Below are 19,851 nucleotides of genomic sequence, written 5' to 3' on the forward strand. Positions count from 1 at the left end.
AGTCTCTCCGACCGCACCATCATTAAATAGAACCCAGCTTTTTAGCTGGGTTTTGTTTTATCTGGAATATGCAAATCTGCTAGCCAAGTCACCAAGTATTCTCTTCTATAACCTCACTTTTAATACGATTTTATAAGACAATGTCAGCTCCATTTTCTAATTGAGTATGACTAGCCTATGAAACCCCTCCCCTTAACGATCGGTTGCTACACAGATACACCAAGTAAAAGCCAAGGTGTTTATCAAACTCAGTTAGATCTAGAAACAGGAAAACTATTACCTCTAGAGCTGATCATCAAATGTACTAACCCCTCTTTTATTACTGTAACAAAGACTGGGATCTATACTGCATCGGAAGTGGACCAGCAAAAACAGCCCCAGCTCATTCATATACCTAATGTTGATTCACAGCTAACACACAATACAAGCCTCATCTCGGGAGATCACCCTTGTCACGTCGCGATAGATCCACACAATAAGTTTGCTATCACGTCGCAATACTCATCAGGCACATTCGATATTTTTAGCTTAAGTATCAACGGCAGCATCGATAAACGACTCAAAACAATCCAGATGGTTGGTTCCGGGCCAAACAAAGAGAGACAAACTAGCCCACACGCCCATCAATGCCTGTTCTTACAAAACTCACCACAGTTTGTGACTGTCGATCTCGGCACCGATCGCATCAACTTCTATTGCTTTGATGAAGAGCAAGAAGAGTTCCTTGATGAACCAATGCAGTCTATTAAGGTGCCCGCCGGCAATGGACCTCGCCATTTAATATTTAACAAAGCTGAAGACAGAGCCTATGTGGTCTGTGAACTCTCTGAAACGTTGCTGACTTTGGAAAAGGTTTTAGGCATTTGGAATGTAGTGGAAGAGATTGATGCATTGCCTAATATGGAGAAGGGAGAAGCCGCAGCTGCGATTAAGCTATCGCCTGATGAGCAATTCCTTTATGTGTCATGTCGACACCAATCAAGAATCAGTAGCTTCAAAATCGACTCTGAGACTCAAAGGCTGACTTTCATTGATAACTACGACACTGAAGGCAAATTCCCAAGAGACTTCCATATAACGAACGATGGGAAATGGCTTATCGCCGCCAACCAGCACTCCAACAACATCACGTCATTCAAGCGAAATACAGAAGACGGCTCTCTGGTTTACACAGGCTACTCATTAGAGCTAGATGCGCCAGTTTGTGTGACACAGCAACGATAGACATCATCGAATACAAAAAAGGAGAGCATTCGCTCTCCTTCTCTTTATAAAGTGTCTGTAATACTCAATTAAAGGCCCAGGGCATACTTCAACACTTGAGCTTTAATCGGCCCTGAGTTCTCTGCTAGCTTGAGTGCAGCATTACGCACAAACTTAAGTGGACCAATGTCGTTGCTGAATGTCTTATAGAAGAAATCCATACCGCTTTGCATCACTAGGTTGTCACCTCTTCTCATCACCTCGTAGCGTCTTGCTACAGACTGGTTCAATTCACCCTTTTCTTTGGTGACATCCAGCAGTACTGATACATCTTTGAAGCCTAAGTTAACACCCTGCCCAGCCAAAGGGTTGATGGTATGCGCAGAGTCTCCGACCAAAATACAGTTATTCTTCGAGTATGATTGAGCATGACGTCGTGTCAGAGGAAAAGAACCCGAATTCAAGACTTTGATATCACCTAACTCTTTAGGAAAGTGAGTAAGTACTTCGTTACGTAGTTTTTCAGGGGTCATTGCTGACAGTTGCTTAATACGCAGTGGAGAATCATACCAAACTAACGAGCCCAGCCCGACTTCTTGACCGTCAGAGGTTAGAGAACACAAAGGCAAAAATGAACGAGGGCCACTTGGTAGAAATTGCTGCCAAGTAATATCTTGCTGAGGTTGTTCTGTTTCTACATTGATAAGCATACAGTGTTGTCGATAATCCCAAGCCGTGATGCCAATTCCAGCTTGTTGGCGAACGGCTGAATTCGCACCATCAGCACCAACCACCCACTTCGCAGACAACTCAGCCCCTGATTGAAGCTTTACGATATTGATTTCACCAAACTCAATCACATCGAGCTTTTCTGGGCATAACAGTTCGAGATTGTCGTAGGCATCAAATTGAGACCATAAACCTAATTGAATGAGTCTGTTCTCAACGATATAGCCCAAACGAGGAAGGTCTAGTGAGGCAGCATCAAATCGAGTACGACACTCTGGGTGCTCCCACGTCTCTAAACGTTTATAAGAACACACTCGCATTGCTGCAATACTTTGCCATGCACCAAGATTTTCAAGCAAATCGACCGATGCTTGAGAAATCGCTGACACACGAATGTCCATCGCTTGCGATTCATCAAAAGCTTGTGGGGCAAAACCTTCGATCACCGCAACACTCAGACCTTGCTTTGCAAAACCGATTGCTGTTGCTGCGCCAACCATGCCGCCACCGACTACTACAATATCGTAACTGTTCATATTTCGTACTTATCAGTTTGATTCTTTGACTGTTTTTGATTGTACTTTTTCATAACTAACTTGTAACCAAAAACCTTATTCGAAAAAAGGGTTATCCCTTATGGCATATGGCGTTAACGATAATAAAAACCACTACATAAGAGATTTGTTCAGACTACTAGTCAGTCGGTTTTGAAACCAGTACAATACGCCGCTTGCCGCTAGAGCCTGTCATAAAATTGAATACCGAATTATGACAAACGGGGCTAGCGGATGAATAATGGGCGATTTGCTCCCTTAAATTAAACTAACGATCGAGCGAACATATAATGAGTAAGAAACTGCTAATTAAAACTTGGGGCTGTCAGATGAATGAATATGATTCATCAAAAATGGCCGACCTGCTTAACGCTGCAAATGGCTATGAGCTAACTGAAGTACCTGAGGAAGCAGACGTACTACTATTGAATACTTGTTCTATCCGCGAAAAAGCGCAAGAAAAAGTATTCCACCAGCTTGGTCGTTGGAAAACGCTTAAAGATAAAAAAGAAGGTGTGGTGATCGGTGTGGGTGGCTGTGTAGCGACTCAAGAAGGTGATCACATTCGTCAACGTGCACCTTACGTAGACGTTATCTTTGGCCCACAAACATTACACCGTTTGCCAGAGATGATTAAATCATCACTGTCTAACGAAAAGCCAGTAATGGATATCTCTTTCCCAGAGATCGAAAAGTTCGATAACCTGCCAGAGCCAAAAGCTGAAGGCGCGACGGCGTTCGTTTCTATCATGGAAGGTTGTTCTAAATACTGTACTTACTGCGTTGTACCATACACACGTGGCGAAGAAGTTAGCCGTCCAATGGATGATGTACTTTTCGAAGTTGCTCAACTTGCAGAGCAAGGCGTACGTGAAGTTAACCTGCTAGGTCAAAACGTAAACGCATACCGCGGTCCAACACACGAAGGCGATATCTGTTCATTCGCAGAACTGCTTCGTCTTGTTGCTTCTATCGACGGTATCGACCGTATTCGTTTCACAACAAGCCACCCGCTTGAGTTTGGTGACGACATCATTGAAGTTTACAAAGACACACCAGAGCTAGTGAGCTTCCTTCACCTACCAGTACAAAGTGGTAGTGACCGTATTCTTACGATGATGAAGCGCCCACATACGGCTATCGAGTACAAATCTATTATCCGTAAACTGCGTAAAGCTCGCCCTGACATTCAAATCAGCTCTGACTTTATTGTTGGTTTCCCTGGTGAGTCTAAGCAAGACTTCCAAGATACAATGAAGCTAATTAAAGACGTTGATTTCGATATGAGCTTCAGCTTTGTTTTCTCTCCACGTCCAGGTACGCCAGCGGCAGATTACCCATGTGATGTACCAGCACAAGAGAAGAAAGATCGTCTGTACGAACTGCAGCAAACGGTAAACACACAAGCTATGCGTTTCTCTCGTCTAATGTTAGGCACAGAGCAACGTATCCTTGTTGAAGGCCCATCAAGAAAGAACCTAATGGAACTTCGCGGCCGTACAGAAAACAGCCGTGTTGTGAACTTCGAAGGTTCTGCAGACCTAATCGGTCAATTCGTAGATGTGAAGATCACTGAGGTTTACACCAACTCACTACGTGGTGAGCTAGTTCGCACAGAAAAAGACATGGGTCTACGCGTTGTTATGACTCCAGCAGAAATGATGGAAAAAACAAAACGTGAAGACGAGCTAGGTGTAGCGACATTTACGCCATAGGCAATACAACTGTTTGAGCACAAAGCGCAAACACAAAGCTTGAAATTACCTAACTAAGTGACCATCTTAGAAATAGGGATATCACCATCAGAAGCCCGGTCTAAATCGGGCTTTTTGCTCTTTGTTTTATTTAAGAGTGAGTGGCACAAAATGAGAGGCTAATTTGAGCAATAAAATCGTTACCTTAGAGATAAATCTAGAACCAGCAGACAACAAGCGCTTGGCAAGTTTATGCGGACCATTTGACGACAACATCAAGCATCTTGAGCGTCGTCTGGGCGTTGAGATTAATTACCGTAGCAACTTTTTCACCATTGTTGGTAAGCCTCACACTACAGCCGCAGCTTTAGACATCATCAAACACCTCTATGTTGAAACGGCTCCAGTTAAAGGCAACATAATCGATATCGAACCAGAGCAAATACATCTGGCGATCACCGAGTCAGGCATTTTGGAGCAACACGTCGAGTCTGAAATTGACTACGGCAAAGAAGTGACCATTAAGACTAAAAAAGGCGTCATCAAACCTCGAACGCCAAACCAAGCACAGTACCTAATGAACATGGTGACTCATGACATCACCTTTGGTATTGGGCCAGCAGGTACAGGTAAAACCTACTTAGCCGTTGCTGCAGCAGTTGATGCACTTGAACGCCAAGAGGTTCGCCGAATCCTACTGACTCGTCCTGCTGTTGAAGCCGGTGAGAAGCTTGGTTTCCTACCTGGTGATTTAAGCCAAAAAGTAGACCCATATTTACGTCCACTTTACGATGCGCTGTTTGAGATGCTTGGCTTTGAGCGAGTTGAGAAGCTGATTGAACGTAACGTAATTGAAGTTGCGCCACTGGCTTACATGCGTGGTCGTACATTGAATGATGCGTTTATCATTCTTGATGAGAGCCAAAACACCACGGTAGAACAGATGAAGATGTTCTTAACCCGTATCGGTTTTAACTCACGCGCTGTGATCACAGGTGATATTACGCAAATCGATTTACCTCGTGGTGCAAAATCAGGCTTACGCCATGCGACTGAAGTGCTCAATGAAGTCGACGACATTAGCTTTAACTTCTTCATGTCTGAAGACGTCGTTCGTCACCCTGTAGTTGCTCGTATCGTCAACGCATACGAGAAGTGGGAAGCAAAAGACCAGAAAGAGCGCAAAGAGTTTGAAAAGCGTAAACGTGAAGAGCGTGAAGCCAAACTTCTTGAGGCTCAGCAGGTAGTTACGACACAATTAGCAACACAAAATAGCTCTGTAATTGCAGAACAAGGTGATAAATAGATGTCTATTGAACTAGACCTGCAATTAGCGGTCGAAAATGAGCAAGGTCTTCCAACTGAGCAAGATATTCAGCTTTGGTTGGACAAGACAATTCCTCAGTTTCAAGAGAACGCTGAGTTGACGGTTCGTATCGTTGATACACAAGAAAGCCACCAGCTCAATCATGAATATCGTGGCAAAGATAAGCCAACTAACGTGTTGTCTTTTCCATTCGAGGCTCCTCCAGGGATCGAGTTAGATCTACTGGGCGACCTCATTATCTGCCGCCAAGTTGTCGAAAAAGAAGCAGAAGAGCAAAGTAAGCCTCTGCTAGCACACTGGGCTCATATGGTTGTACATGGCAGTCTGCATCTGCTAGGTTATGATCATATCGAAGATGATGAAGCTGAAGAGATGGAGTCACTCGAGACAGAAATCATGCAATCTATGGGGTTTGAAGACCCTTACATTCTAGAAAAGTAAATTGATTCTAGTAAAGTAGGTTGCAGAGAAACAATAACTCATCGAACCTGTGATTTTCACAGGAATCTGAGTTGTAACGTGTGCTATCACACTTCTGATAGCGTTATTTTTTGAGAAATCATGAACGAAGGTAACCCCCCCACTTCTGAGGGAAGTAAAAAATCTGAAGGTCCGAGTAGAAAGTCCTTCTTTGAACGCCTAGGCCAACTATTTCAAGGTGAAGTAAAAGATCGCCAAGAGCTCGTAGATGTAATCCGCGACTCAGAAATTAATGACCTAATTGACCACGACACACGCGACATGCTCGAGGGTGTTATGGAAATTTCAGAGATGCGAGTACGCGATATCATGCTGCCTCGCTCTCAAATGGTTACAGTTGAACGCACAGATGATCTAGATACATTGATTGCGCTCATTACTGATGCTCAACACTCTCGCTACCCAGTGATCAGTGAAGATAAAGACCATGTTGAAGGCATTCTATTAGCGAAGGACCTACTTAAGTACTTGGGTTCAGACAGTGCCCCATTTGATATCGAACAAGTGATTCGCCCTGCGGTTGTTGTTCCTGAAAGTAAGCGTGTTGATCGCCTACTCAAGGAGTTCCGTGAAGAGCGTTACCACATGTCTATAGTTGTTGATGAGTTTGGCGGTGTCTCTGGCCTAGTAACCATTGAAGATATCCTCGAAGAAATCGTTGGTGAAATTGAAGACGAGTTCGACGATGAAGAAGAGTTAGATATCCGTAAGCTGAGTAAGCATACCTTCTCTGTTAAAGCTTTAACCACCATTGAAGAGTTCAACGATACGTTTAACACTGCCTTTAGTGACGACGAAGTGGATACGGTAGGCGGCATGGTTATGACAGCACTCGGCCACCTGCCGGTTCGTGGCGAAATTGTAGAAATCGAAAACTACCATTTCAAAATAACATCAGCAGATAACCGTCGTGTGATTCAGCTACAGGTAACCATTCCTGACGAACAGCCTCTTCCGACTATCGAAGAATAACAACTTCTCTCTAAAGAGATGACAGAAATTAGATGACTAATACCTTTATTCATCGCCTATTACGGCCGCTTGCGGCCGTTTTTGTTGGCGCTATAACCACCCTTTCATTCGCTCCATACTCTATATGGCCTCTTGCTATTCTCAGCCCAGCTTTGTTGCTGTTACTGATCCACAACCGCTCTCCTAAAAGTGCGCTTTGGATTGGCTACGCATGGGGTTTAGGTCAATTCACCACAGGTATCAGCTGGGTATACGTCAGCATTGATGGTTTTGGCGGCATGCCACTGGCAGCCAACCTATTTTTGATGGCATTGCTTGTTGGCTACCTAGCCGTTTATTCAGGGCTATTTACCTGGGGTTTGAATAAATTCTTCCCTGCCAATAACCTAAGCCGCTTTTTCCTCGCAGCTCCTGCATTGTGGTTAGTCAGCGATTGGCTGCGTGGATGGGTAATGACGGGCTTCCCTTGGCTTTGGTTAGGCTACAGCCAAATCGATTCGCCATTAGGTTCATTTGCACCGATTGGCGGCGTAGATCTAGTAACTTTAGCGATCATTGTTTCAGCCTCTGCATTCACTTATGCGATTGTTAACCGAGCTTGGAGCATCGCTCTCATTCCCGCCGTCGTATTTAGTGCAGGCTTTGGTATTCGCAACATCGACTGGGTCACGCCGAACCCTGAAAAAACCACGTCAGTCGTCTTAATCCAAGGCAACGTCGATCAAGACAGCAAATGGCTGCCGAGTCATCGCTGGCCGACCATGATGAAGTACACCGACCTAAGCAGAGAAAATTGGGGAGCGGACATCATCATCTGGCCTGAAGCCGCTATTCCAGCATTCGAAGTTGAGATCCCATCTTTCCTACGTAACTTGGATAGCGCAGCGAAGATGAACAACAGCTCGATCATTACCGGTGTACTGAATCAGTCTGAAGATAAGAAATACTACAACAGTGTTCTTTCTATCGGCGTGAATCCATATGGTGAGTACAGCTACGATCCAGACGAACGCTACCATAAACACCACCTGTTACCATTTGGTGAGTTTGTGCCGTTTGAAGATATCTTGCGTCCATTAGCACCTTTCTTTAACTTGCCAATGTCATCATTTAGCCGTGGCGACTTTGTTCAACCAAACATAGTGGCAAATGGTCGTCACTTAGCGCCGGCACTGTGTTATGAGATCATCTTTAATGATCAAGTTAGACAGAACGTAACCGACGAGACTGACTTTATTTTAACGCTCTCTAACGATGCGTGGTTTGGTCGTTCGATTGGCCCTCTGCAACATATGGAAATTGCACAGATGCGTGCTCTGGAGCTTGGTAAGCCGGTTATTCGCTCGACCAACAACGGTGTGACGGCAGTTACTGATTACAAAGGCAATATAATCAAGCAAGTGCCTCAGTTTGAAACGGCAGTGTTAAAAGCTGAACTCATTTCAACGGATGGTCAAACGCCTTATCACACAGTAGGTACTTGGCCACTGTATATCTGGGCGATGCTCAGCTTGGTGATTGGTTGGGTAATTAGAAAGCCAAAAAGCTAGATTCGACGAAAAGTGATTTGAGGGTTGACTGATCGGGTCAACCCTTTTTCATTGCTGTGGTTTTGCGTTGATACGCTATGGTTCAGAAGCTTACGGTTTAAGGGCTTTACGACTAAACCCTTTAGAACCACATTTAATGCATGGAATGATATTGGTTGGGTGGTTATATTCGGTTTGGTGACCACACTCGTCACATACTAAGGTTCCCAAGCCAATGACTTCACCCGCTTGATACAAGCCTTGGTGTTCTAAGTCTTGGAACAGTTCAACCCATTCCACCTTAGTACGATCAGTAATATCCAACAGCCCTTGCCAAATAGAGTCCGCAATCATCAAATAGAATGGACCGCTTTTACTCTCTTCATAGCTTTCGGAAAACTCTTTTAAGTCCGACTTCACGTAGGCAGAGATCAATGAAAGCTCATCTTTAGTCATATCATTAGCTGCTTTCGCAAACTTGCCCGACGTTTCGATTTTGTTGTTGAGCTCTTCAGGGCTATGCTTCAGCGTTTCAATCACCTCTTCGACGACTTCTTCATAGAGCGCTTTTTTCTTCGGCATAACAACCTCCTTAAGATAACCAACCTTTTAGTGAGCAAACGGATGCGCTGCAATGCACTCCCGCTTACAAACAAATGCAATTCATACTCTTAAGTATAGTTGCCCTGCGAAATTCAGTGAAAATTACACAATCTACTAAGCGGCAACTGCAAGTATGAAGGGTATAACTATTGTTGTACTCAGCTCCTTTAGGTATTCTATGACGATCTGTAAGATTCTGTTCTAACCGAACTCACAAATTCCAAGATAACCGGATACCATCGATGCAAGAACAATATAACCCGCAAGAGATTGAACAAAAGGTTCAACAACACTGGGATAACAGCGAGACTTTCGTTGTAAGTGAAGACCCAAACAAAGAAAAATTCTACTGTCTTTCTATGTTCCCTTACCCAAGTGGCCGACTGCACATGGGTCACGTGCGTAACTACACCATCGGTGATGTGGTATCTCGTTTCCAACGTCTACAAGGCAAAAACGTTATGCAGCCAATTGGTTGGGATGCATTCGGCCTACCTGCAGAAAACGCCGCTGTTAAAAACAATACAGCACCTGCACCATGGACTTACGAAAACATTGAGTACATGAAGAACCAGCTTAAGCTTCTAGGCTTTGGTTACGACTGGAACCGTGAATTCGCAACGTGTACGCCTGAGTACTACCGTTGGGAACAAGAGTTCTTCACTAAGCTTTACGAAAAAGGCCTAGTTTACAAGAAGACATCTTCAGTGAACTGGTGTCCGAACGACCAAACTGTACTTGCAAACGAGCAAGTAGAAGATGGCTGCTGCTGGCGTTGTGATACTCCAGTAGAACAAAAGAAAATCCCACAGTGGTTCATTAAGATCACTGAGTACGCTCAAGAGCTACTAGACGATTTAGACAACCTTGAAGGTTGGCCTGAAATGGTTAAGACCATGCAGCGCAACTGGATCGGCCGCTCTGAAGGTGTTGAGCTATCTTTCGCTGTTAACGGTGAAGAAGCGCCACTGGAAGTGTACACAACTCGTCCAGACACACTAATGGGTGTTTCTTACGTTGGTATCGCTGCAGGTCACCCACTTGCAGAGAAAGCATCGAAGAACAACCCAGAGCTTGCTGCATTCGTTGAAGAGTGTCGTAACACTAAAGTTGCTGAAGCTGAACTCGCAACGATGGAAAAGAAAGGTATGGATACTGGCCTAACGGCTATCCACCCTCTTAACGGTCGTGTTGTTCCTGTATACGTAGCAAACTTCGTACTTATGGATTACGGCACAGGTGCGGTAATGGCGGTTCCTGCTCACGATCAACGTGACTACGAGTTCGCAACTAAGTACGGCATCGATATCATCCCAGTAATCAAACCTGAAGATGGTTCTGAACTAGACGTGTCTGAAGCGGCTTACACTGAAAAAGGTGTACTGTTTGATTCTGGTGAATTCGATGGTCTTGCGTTCCAAGAAGCATTCGATGCAATTGCTGCGAAGCTTGAAGCTGAAGGCAAAGGTAAGAAGACAGTAAACTTCCGTCTACGTGACTGGGGTGTATCTCGTCAACGTTACTGGGGCGCTCCAATCCCAATGGTAACCACTGAAGACGGTGAAGTTCACCCAGTACCAGCAGACCAACTGCCAGTCATTCTTCCTGAAGATGTAGTAATGGATGGCGTAACGAGCCCAATCAAGGCTGACAAGTCTTGGGCTGAAACAACATTCAACGGCGAACCCGCTCTACGTGAGACTGACACGTTCGATACGTTTATGGAGTCTTCTTGGTACTACGCACGTTACTGTTCACCGCAAGCAGACGACATTCTAGATCCAGAGAAAGCAAACTACTGGCTACCAGTTGACCAATACGTTGGTGGTATCGAGCACGCTTGTATGCACCTGCTTTACTCTCGTTTCTTCCATAAGCTTCTACGTGATGCTGGCTACGTGACGTCTGATGAACCGTTCAAGCAACTACTATGTCAAGGCATGGTTCTGGCTGACGCGTTCTATCACGAAAACGAAAAAGGCACCAAAGAGTGGATTGCACCGACTGACGTAACGGTTGAACGTGACGGTAAAGGTCGCATCGAAAAAGCAGTCGACGATCAAGGTCGTGAAGTTGAACACTCAGGCATGATCAAAATGTCTAAGTCTAAGAACAACGGTATCGACCCACAAGAGATGGTAGACAAGTACGGCGCTGATACAGTACGTCTATTCATGATGTTTGCATCACCTGCAGACATGACGCTTGAGTGGCAAGAGTCTGGCGTAGAAGGGGCTAACCGCTTCCTTAAACGTGTTTGGAAATTGGTTCACGCTCACTCTTCTAAGGGTGCTGCTGAATCTGTTGATGCTTCTGCTCTGTCTGGTGACCAAAAAGCACTTCGCCGTGATATCCACAAGACTATCGCGAAAGTAACGGACGATATCGGCCGTCGCCAAACGTTCAACACAGCAATCGCTGCGATCATGGAATTGATGAACAAGCTAGCGAAAGCACCTCAAGAGTCTGTACAAGATCGTGCAATCCTTGATGAAGCGCTAAAAGCTGTTGTTCGCATGCTTTACCCAATGACGCCACACATCTCTTACGAAATGTGGATTGCACTGGGTGAATCAAACGTAGACTCAGCAACATGGCCAACTTTCGATGAGAAAGCGCTAGTTGAAGACGAGAAAACTATCGTTGTTATGATCAACGGTAAGCTACGTGCGAAACTAACCGTTGCTGCTGATGCAACAGAAGAGCAAGTTCGTGAGCTTGGTCTAAACGATGAGAACGCTAAGAAGTTCCTAGATGGCTTAACTATCCGTAAAGTTATCTTCGTACCAGGTAAGCTTCTAAACATCGTTGCTAACTAATTTCGTTAGCACAATGCAATTGCTAAAGAATTAACGAACTTAATTCATCAAAAGCAGTCTGTAGACAGGGTAGCTAATTGCCCTGTCTACTTATTTAAGCGCTTTAGACTTGAGCCTAACCACTCAAACGAACTAAAGCCTTTAAATAAGTATTCTACCTTCATGAGAGCCATCAAATAATGCGCCTGATTTCACTATCTTCATTGAAAGTTACTGTTGTTGTTTTAACCGTCAGCCTATTAAGTGCGTGTGGTTTCCACCTACGTGGTGATTACTCCGTACCAGAAGAACTCAACAAGATCTCCGTAACCAGTTACGACCAATACAGTACGTTTACACGTATGATGAAAGGTCAACTGCGTATGAATGATGTAGAAATTGTGCCACCGGCTGAGAATACACCTAACCTGCATATTATTAGTGAGAGCGTAGGTGAGCGAACTCTGTCTCTATACCAAAACACTCGTGCAGCAGAGAAAGAACTGACATTCCGCGCTTCATACCGCGTAACTGTCCCGGATCTAGGCTCAAAGACGTTCTCAACCAGCGTAACCCGTAGTTACCTAGATAACCCGCTAACTGCACTTGCGAAGTCGGTTGAACGAGACATGATCGAAGATGAGATGCGTAAGTTGGCAACAAGCCAAATCCTTCGTCAGATGGCTCGACTAAAAGCGAACATTGCAGCTGATAGCATGGACCTAGATGCACTAGAGCACGTTCAAGTGAAAGAACTCGAAAAGCAATACAACATCAAGAATGTTGAGATCGTACCAGCTTCAGAAGAACAACCAACACTTAGCGATTCGGCTGAGTAATAGGTTTATTTGATGCGTATTTTTGCTGACCGCTTATCAGAGCAACTTATTAAACAGTTGAGTAATGTTTACCTAATTTTTGGTAACGAACCGCTACTGTTGCAAGAGAGCCGAGAAGCGATTCAAAAGGCTGCAAAACAGCAAGGCTTTGAAGAACGTCACCGCTTTGCGATTGATAGCAGTCTCGACTGGAATCAAGTCTACGACTGCACTCAAGCACTGAGCCTATTCTCTAGCCGTCAGGTCATCGAGCTTGAACTGCCAGAGTCAGGCGTCAATGCCGCAATAGCGAAAGAGCTACTCGCAATCTCCGAGCATATCCACAGTGATATCTTGTTAATCTTGGTGGGCACTAAGCTCACCAAAGCTCAAGAAAGCGCTAAGTGGTTTAAGGCTCTTTCGAATCAGGGTCACTGGGTCAGTTGCCTAACGCCAGATGTCAGCAGGCTACCTCAATTTGTTCAAGCACGCTGCCGTCAAGTCGGGTTGTCGCCAGACCCTGAAGCGATTCAAATGCTGGCGCAATGGCATGAGGGTAACCTGTTTGCACTCACACAAAGCCTCGAAAAACTGGCACTTCAATATCCAGATGGAAAGCTAACCTTAGTGCGCTTAGAAGAATCGCTGAGCCGCCACAACCACTTCACTCCATTCCATTGGAGTGATGCCCTATTGGCAGGGAAAGGAAATCGAGCACAACGAATCCTGCGTCAGCTAGAAGCTGAAGGTGTCGAACCCGTCATTTTATTACGTAGCATACAACGAGAGCTTGCTCTGCTATTACAAATGCAGCAACAAATGAAACAGATGCCGATTGGTCAGGTCTTCGAAAAACACCGTATCTGGCAATCTAAAAAGCCTCTTTATAACGCCGCGCTAACAAGAGTTTCGATTTCTCAATTACACTCTTTGTTCGCGTTGCTCACTCAAGCTGAATTGATGACAAAAACTCAATATGAGCAGTCGCCTTGGCCACTAATTCATCAGTTAAGCGTAGAGTTTTGTATCCCTTCAGCTTCAATACCATTCCACGCATAAAAGCGTGTTATATTCTAGGGTCAACAAGCCCTAAACAAAGCTAAATTCAGATTAAAGGAACACCCAGTGTTACGTGAAGAACTAAAAGATTTTCTTGCAGACAAAGCCGACGACATGAAAGCAGAATCGATTGTAACTATCGATGTAGAAGGCAAATCAAGCGTTACTGATTACATGATTGTTTGTACTGGCACCTCTAAACGCCATGTTGCCTCTATTGCACAGCATGTTGCTGATGAAGTGCGTAAAGCGGGTATGCAACCTCTAGGTATGGACGGTCAGCAAGAAGGTGAATGGGTTGTTCTAGATATGGGCACAAGCATGCTTCACGTTATGCAAGAAGAGCATCGTGAGCTGTACCAACTAGAAAAACTTTGGGGCTAAGCTTTGAAGATCCAGTTAATCGCAGTTGGCACAAAAATGCCGAAGTGGGTTGAAGAAGGGTTTCAAGAATACAAACGCCGCTTCCCTCACGATATGCCATTAGAGCTCATTGAAATTACTGCAGGAAAGCGCGGTAAAAATGCAGATATTGCACGCATTCTTCAAAAAGAAGGTGAAGCGATGCTGGCTGCAGTTCCAAAAGGCAACCGTATTGTCACGCTCGATATCCCAGGTAGAAAGTGGGATACACCTCAACTTGCTGAGCAATTAGAAAGTTGGAAGCTGGATGGACGTGACGTATCTATCCTAATTGGCGGGCCTGAAGGATTAGCACCTGCATGTAAAGCGGCCGCAGACCAAAGTTGGTCTCTGTCTGCGCTTACTCTCCCTCACCCATTAGTACGCGTTATCATGGCTGAAAGCTTGTATCGAGCTTGGAGCATCACTGCTAACCACCCTTATCATCGAGAATAAGCGTTAATGTTACGTAAACGTAGCCAAATCCGCGATTACAAAGCAGAAGCACGACTATTTACTAGCCGTGCTTTTGTTGCGTTTGCGGGGATCATAGTCATGATGTCGATGTTGGTTGTTAACCTGTACAACATTCAGGTCAATCAATACCAAGACTATAAAACTCGTTCTAACGACAACCGTATCAAGGTCGTTCCGATCGCCCCTAACCGTGGTTTGATTTACGATCGCAACGGTATACTTCTTGCCGAAAACCGTCCTGTTTTCAATCTAGAAATCATACCCGAAAAAATTAAAGATATGGATGACACGCTTGCTCGTCTGCAAGCATTAATTGAGATCCCGCCAGAGCGTATCGAGCGCTTTAATCGTGATCGTCGTAATTCACGACGCTTTAAATCAGTACCTATTCTTAATCAACTGTCTGAAGAACAAGTTGCCGTCTTCTCTGTAAACCAACACAAATTCCCAGGTGTTGAAGTTACGGGAACTTTGAAGCGTTTCTACCCTTACGGTGATGTGCTCACTCACGTAATAGGCTATGTATCGCGCATCAATGACCGTGATATGCAGCGCTTGATGCGAGAAGAAAAAGACGCCAATTACCAAGCTACACGTGATATCGGTAAGTTGGGTATTGAGCGTTATTACGAAGATATGTTGCACGGTACAGCTGGCTACCAAGAAGTCGAAGTTAACAGTCGTGGACGAGTGATTCGTACCCTCAAATTTGTCCCTTCGGTTCCAGGCAAAGATATCGTACTTAACTTAGATATCAAGCTACAGCTATACGTACATAAGTTACTTGATGGCCGCCGTGGTTCAGCTATCGTTCTCGATCCGAAAGACAATGGCGTGTTAGCCATGGTATCGAGCCCAAGCTACGACCCAAACGCATTCGTGCATGGTATCTCGTCTAAAGGCTATAACGCGCTACTTCAAGACAAAAACCGCCCTTTGGTTAACCGTGCCACGCTAGGGATTTACCCACCAGCATCGACGATCAAACCCTTCATTGCTGTTGCTGCTCTGCAAGAAGGTGTTATTACACCAAACACTACGCGCAATGACCCAGGCTATTGGAAGATACCAAACTCAAAAACGAGACCATTCCGTGACTGGTTGCGTTGGGGACACGGTGTCGTGGATATAGAAAAAGCGATTGAAGAGTCGGTGGATACCTTCTTTTACCAAATTGCTTATGATCTCGGCATTGATCGCATATCCAAATGGATGATGATGTTCGGCTTTGGTGATTATACTGGCATCGATATCTACGAAGAAAGCAAAGCCAATATGCCAACTCGTGATTGGAAGATGGCCAGACACCGTGTGCCTTGGTATCAAGGTGATACTATTCCAGTTGGTATTGGACAGGGCTACTGGACTGCAACACCCATGCAGATTGCAAAAGCCACATCAGTTTTGGTCAATGAAGGTGAAGTAACCGCACCTCACCTACTTCGTTCAACCATTGATAACGGTCGTCCATTCGATGAACAAATCATGTCGGACATTGAAACTTACCCACCGCTAACCGGGGTTAAGAAGAAGTATTGGGATATCGCTCAGGAAGGTATGAGGCTGGCTAACCACGGTAAAAAAGGCACGGCAAGACGTTCATTCCAGAAAATGTCTTACCAAACCGCTGGTAAATCGGGTACCGCACAGGTATTCGGCTTAAAAGAAGATGAAGAGTACAACGCGGATGAAATCGCAGAGCACTTACGCGATCACGCCCTCTTTACGGGTTACGCGCCTTTTGAAGATCCTGAAGCCGTCGTGACTATCGTTCTAGAGAACGCAGGTGGCGGTTCTTCTAACGGCGGCCCAGTAGTAAGAAGGATTTTAGACCATATTATCCTTGCAGAAGATTATCAAAGTGAGCCAATTAAATAATGAAACTTGATCCTTCAACTGGACGAAATAGAGCCCTATTCGAAAGGCTGCATATCGACCTGCCGCTATTGCTCGGCATTCTGGTTTTAATGGGCTTTGCCCTGCTGATCATGTACAGCGCAAGCGGACAAAGCCTTGCGATGATGGACCGCCAGGCGATGCGCATGGCTCTGTCTTTAGGTGTGATGATCTTCCTAGCGCAAATCTCACCTCGTACTTATGAAACCTTGGCACCACTGCTATTTGTAGGTGGTGTCATCTTGCTATTGGGCGTGTTGTTCTTTGGTGAAGCCTCTAAAGGCGCCCAGCGTTGGTTAAACTTCGGCTTTGTTCGATTCCAACCGTCAGAGCTATTAAAGCTCGCGGTGCCTTTGATGCTGGCACGATTTATCGGTAAGCGCTCACTTCCACCAACATTCCAAACATTAGCGATCTCGCTAGTGATGGTGTTTGTACCGACGATTCTAATCGCAAAGCAGCCTGACCTAGGTACATCTATCCTTATCGCCGCATCAGGTATCTTCGTGATATTCCTGGCAGGTATCAGTTGGAAAATCATTGCTAGCGCCGCAATCGCGTTAGGGGCATTTATTCCAATCTTATGGTTCTTCTTGATGCGTGAATATCAAAAGGTACGTGTAAGAACCCTCTTTGATCCTGAATCAGATCCATTAGGTGCGGGTTACCACATCATTCAAAGTAAGATTGCGATAGGCTCTGGTGGTATTTCAGGAAAAGGTTGGCTGCAAGGCACTCAATCTCAACTAGAGTTTATTCCAGAGCGTCATACCGACTTCATTTTTGCGGTCATTGCCGAAGAGTGGGGCATGATTGGTATATTGTTCTTGCTTGCTATCTACTTGTTCATTATTGGACGTGGCTTAGTGCTTGCGAGCCAAGCTCAAACCGCATTCGGTCGAATGATGGGCGGCAGTATTGTACTGAGCTTCTTCGTTTATATTTTTGTAAACATTGGCATGGTAAGTGGCATTCTACCTGTGGTTGGTGTTCCTCTTCCTCTAGTCAGTTATGGCGGTACTTCAATGGTTACCCTCATGGCTGGTTTTGGTATTTTAATGTCGATACATACACACAGAAAAGCATTCTCAAAGGCGACCTAATCGATGTCTATTACAACGTTTCAAAACAAAGCATCCTTGGTTGAAGAGCTGCCAATCAAAAAAATAATCTCTATCTTGGGGCTAGCGATTTTAATCAATGGTTGTTCTTCAAAGCAGCCAACAGGGCGCTACGATATTGATTCAGATATTGCACCAGACGCACCGATCTCAGTAGAGCATCTCGAGGATGCTCACCCTCAGTATGAACCTTATAGTTTAGGTGGTAATACGGATTACACTTTGCGTGGCGAAGACTACAAGATCGTAAAGAAAACCGAAGGTTTTACTGAGAAAGGCAAAGCCTCTTGGTACGGTAAGAAGTTTCATGGTCACTTAACGTCTAATGGCGAGATCTACGACATGTATTCGATGTCTGCGGCGCACAAAACATTGCCAATTCCAAGCTATGTAAAAGTGACGAATACTGACAACAACAAAACGACAATTGTTCGTATCAATGACCGCGGCCCATTCCATGAAGGCCGAATCATTGACCTTAGTTATGCGGCAGCTTACAAGCTCGATGTGTTGAGAACCGGCACGGCAAATGTTGAGATTGAAGTCATTACTGTGGCTATGCCAACCGACGCAAATAAAAAGGCTGCTTTACCGCAATTTATTATTCAAGTCGCAACATCTCCACATGAAGATAGGACCGAAAAGTTAGCGAAAGATCTAGCCGAAAAGCTAGAAGTAGCAACGTTCTTGCAGCCAAATGATGACAACTACCGTCTGATGATTGGGCCATTTCATGACTATGCTCTGACTCAAGAGAAATTAGAACAAGTTAAGCTAATGGGTTACCCGTCAGCTTATATAAAAAAACACACCCTAACTCGCTAATTAATCTAACAGTTACTTCTGGTAATCAGCGCTCTGGTGTGACAGAGTGATTCTGTTAATATATGAATAGTTCACCAAATAATTGCATTCAAAATGATTAAATCTAATAAACTTGTTAAATCGATTTTTGCTACTTCTGTTGCTCTTTCTGCAACGATAGCTACATCGTCATTCGCCGCTCCTATTGTTGTTCCTGATGCTCCTCAAATCGCCGCTAAAGGTTTTGTTCTGATGGATTACCATTCAGGCAAAGTACTAGCAGAGAAAGAGATGAATACTCAGCTTTCTCCAGCAAGTTTAACCAAGATGATGACGAGCTACGTGATCGGCCAAGAGCTCGACCGTGGCAACATCAACCTAAACGACGATGTTGTAATCAGTGAAAATGCTTGGGCTAAAAACTTCCCAGATTCATCTAAGATGTTCGTTGAAGTGGGCACTACGGTTAAAGTTGAAGAATTAAACCGCGGTATCATCATTCAATCAGGTAACGACGCATGTGTTGCTATGGCTGAACACATCGCTGGCTCTGAAGATGCATTCGTTGACCTAATGAACGCTTGGGCAAGCTCTATCGGCATGAAAGACACGCACTTTGCTAACGTGCACGGTCTAGACAACCCGAACCTATACTCAACGCCTTACGATATGGCGCTACTTGGTCAGGCGCTGATTCGCGACGTACCAGACGAGTACCGTATCTACTCAGAGAAGAAATTCACATACAACGGCATCACCCAATACAACCGTAACGGTCTGTTATGGGATAAGAGCATGAACGTTGATGGCATCAAAACGGGCCACACAAGCAATGCAGGTTACAGCCTAGTAAGCTCAGCGACAGAAGGCAAAATGCGCCTAGTGGCTGTAGTTATGGGTACCAAGAATGCGAATGCTCGTAAAACAGAAAGCAAAAAACTGCTTAGCTACGGCTTCCGCTTCTTTGAAACAGTGGCACCACACACAGCCGGTGAAACCTTCGTAGAAGAGAAGATCTGGATGGGTAGCAAGGACACAGTTGCACTGGGTGTCGACGAAGATACTTTCGTAACGCTACCTCGTGGTCAAGCTAAGAACCTGAAGGCAAGCTTCGTTCTTGAGAAAGAGCTAGAAGCGCCAATCAGCAAAGGCGATGTGGTTGGTAAACTATTCTACCAAGTAGACGGTGAAGACGTTGCTGAATACCCACTACTAGCACTTGAAGATGTAGACCAAGGCAGCCTATTCAGCCGTCTATGGGACTACCTAGTTCTTCTGTTCAAGGGTTTATTCTAAACAAGCCAAAGGTTTGTTCTAGGTAAAACCTAAGCTTGTTGTATAGTTAACCTAATGAGTAAGTTCATGATTTACTCATTAGCGAACCA

General features: G+C 44.8%; 17 protein-coding genes. 15 read left to right on the forward strand and 2 right to left on the reverse strand.

From position 1 onward, the window contains the following. The first annotated feature begins 177 nt into the window (after positions 1-177). Positions 178-1,224 (forward strand): lactonase family protein, encoded by a 1,047-nt coding sequence (locus AB4583_RS14755; protein WP_372118001.1) that lies wholly within the window; start codon positions 178-180, stop codon positions 1,222-1,224. A 68-nt stretch (positions 1,225-1,292) separates the two neighbouring features. Here the strand turns inward: AB4583_RS14755 and AB4583_RS14760 are convergent, their stop codons facing one another. Next, positions 1,293-2,468, reverse strand: coding sequence for a 2-octaprenyl-3-methyl-6-methoxy-1,4-benzoquinol hydroxylase (locus AB4583_RS14760; RefSeq protein ID WP_372118003.1), 1,176 nt, complete (start codon positions 2,466-2,468; stop codon positions 1,293-1,295). A 308-nt stretch (positions 2,469-2,776) separates the two neighbouring features. Here AB4583_RS14760 and miaB point away from each other — a divergent pair, with 308 nt between their 5' ends. The 5 genes from miaB (at position 2,777) to lnt (ending at position 8,509) form a co-directional block, all read left to right on the forward strand. After that, positions 2,777-4,201: a tRNA (N6-isopentenyl adenosine(37)-C2)-methylthiotransferase MiaB gene (gene miaB / locus AB4583_RS14765; protein ID WP_065584439.1), complete on the forward strand. Its 1,425-nt coding sequence runs from the start codon at positions 2,777-2,779 to the stop codon at positions 4,199-4,201. 163 nt (positions 4,202-4,364) lie between these two features. Then, positions 4,365-5,486, forward strand: coding sequence for a PhoH family protein (locus AB4583_RS14770; protein ID WP_017064169.1), 1,122 nt, complete (start codon positions 4,365-4,367; stop codon positions 5,484-5,486). Then, on the forward strand, positions 5,487-5,948 hold the full coding sequence (gene ybeY, locus AB4583_RS14775; protein WP_012603383.1) for an rRNA maturation RNase YbeY: 462 nt from the start codon (positions 5,487-5,489) through the stop codon (positions 5,946-5,948). It abuts the gene before it with no gap. Between the two features lie 120 nt (positions 5,949-6,068). After that, positions 6,069-6,959: a CNNM family magnesium/cobalt transport protein CorC gene (gene corC / locus AB4583_RS14780; RefSeq protein WP_372118007.1), complete on the forward strand. Its 891-nt coding sequence runs from the start codon at positions 6,069-6,071 to the stop codon at positions 6,957-6,959. A 32-nt stretch (positions 6,960-6,991) separates the two neighbouring features. Continuing rightward, positions 6,992-8,509 carry an apolipoprotein N-acyltransferase gene (lnt, locus tag AB4583_RS14785; protein ID WP_136974119.1) on the forward strand — a complete coding sequence of 506 codons (1,518 nt, stop codon included), beginning with the start codon at positions 6,992-6,994 and terminating at the stop codon, positions 8,507-8,509. A 90-nt stretch (positions 8,510-8,599) separates the two neighbouring features. Here the strand turns inward: lnt and AB4583_RS14790 are convergent, their stop codons facing one another. Then, positions 8,600-9,070, reverse strand: a complete 471-nt coding sequence (locus tag AB4583_RS14790) for a zinc ribbon-containing protein (protein WP_017062329.1) — start codon at positions 9,068-9,070, stop codon at positions 8,600-8,602. A 263-nt stretch (positions 9,071-9,333) separates the two neighbouring features. Between AB4583_RS14790 and leuS the strand changes: the two genes are divergently transcribed. From leuS to AB4583_RS14835, 9 genes are all read left to right on the forward strand, one after another. Next, positions 9,334-11,910 carry a leucine--tRNA ligase gene (gene leuS, locus AB4583_RS14795; protein ID WP_017068503.1) on the forward strand — a complete coding sequence of 859 codons (2,577 nt, stop codon included), beginning with the start codon at positions 9,334-9,336 and terminating at the stop codon, positions 11,908-11,910. A 179-nt stretch (positions 11,911-12,089) separates the two neighbouring features. After that, entirely contained in the window at positions 12,090-12,728 is a 639-nt protein-coding gene (lptE, locus tag AB4583_RS14800) for an LPS assembly lipoprotein LptE (protein ID WP_017068504.1), read from the forward strand. A 12-nt stretch (positions 12,729-12,740) separates the two neighbouring features. Then, complete coding sequence (gene holA, locus AB4583_RS14805) at positions 12,741-13,766, forward strand: DNA polymerase III subunit delta (RefSeq protein ID WP_372098217.1); 1,026 nt, start codon at positions 12,741-12,743, stop codon at positions 13,764-13,766. A gap of 66 nt (positions 13,767-13,832) precedes the next feature. Beyond that, entirely contained in the window at positions 13,833-14,150 is a 318-nt protein-coding gene (gene rsfS / locus AB4583_RS14810; protein ID WP_004735247.1) for a ribosome silencing factor, read from the forward strand. A 3-nt stretch (positions 14,151-14,153) separates the two neighbouring features. Continuing rightward, the gene (gene rlmH, locus AB4583_RS14815) at positions 14,154-14,624 is read left to right on the forward strand and encodes a 23S rRNA (pseudouridine(1915)-N(3))-methyltransferase RlmH (RefSeq protein WP_017068506.1); all 471 of its coding nucleotides are present in this window, start codon (positions 14,154-14,156) and stop codon (positions 14,622-14,624) included. A 6-nt stretch (positions 14,625-14,630) separates the two neighbouring features. Next, positions 14,631-16,523, forward strand: a complete 1,893-nt coding sequence (gene mrdA, locus AB4583_RS14820) for a penicillin-binding protein 2 (protein ID WP_017068507.1) — start codon at positions 14,631-14,633, stop codon at positions 16,521-16,523. Next, on the forward strand, positions 16,523-17,644 hold the full coding sequence (gene rodA, locus AB4583_RS14825) for a rod shape-determining protein RodA (RefSeq protein WP_017062334.1): 1,122 nt from the start codon (positions 16,523-16,525) through the stop codon (positions 17,642-17,644). The genes mrdA and rodA overlap by 1 nt, the downstream gene beginning before the upstream one ends. A 3-nt stretch (positions 17,645-17,647) precedes the next feature. Next, entirely contained in the window at positions 17,648-18,487 is an 840-nt protein-coding gene (locus AB4583_RS14830; RefSeq protein ID WP_372118014.1) for a septal ring lytic transglycosylase RlpA family protein, read from the forward strand. A 93-nt stretch (positions 18,488-18,580) separates the two neighbouring features. Next, on the forward strand, positions 18,581-19,762 hold the full coding sequence (locus AB4583_RS14835; protein WP_017068508.1) for a serine hydrolase: 1,182 nt from the start codon (positions 18,581-18,583) through the stop codon (positions 19,760-19,762). Positions 19,763-19,851: the final 89 nt, after the last annotated feature.

Origin of the sequence: Vibrio sp. 10N.222.49.C12 (genome assembly GCF_041475025.1) — a bacterium.
Classification (GTDB): Bacteria; Pseudomonadota; Gammaproteobacteria; order Enterobacterales; family Vibrionaceae; genus Vibrio; species Vibrio crassostreae_C.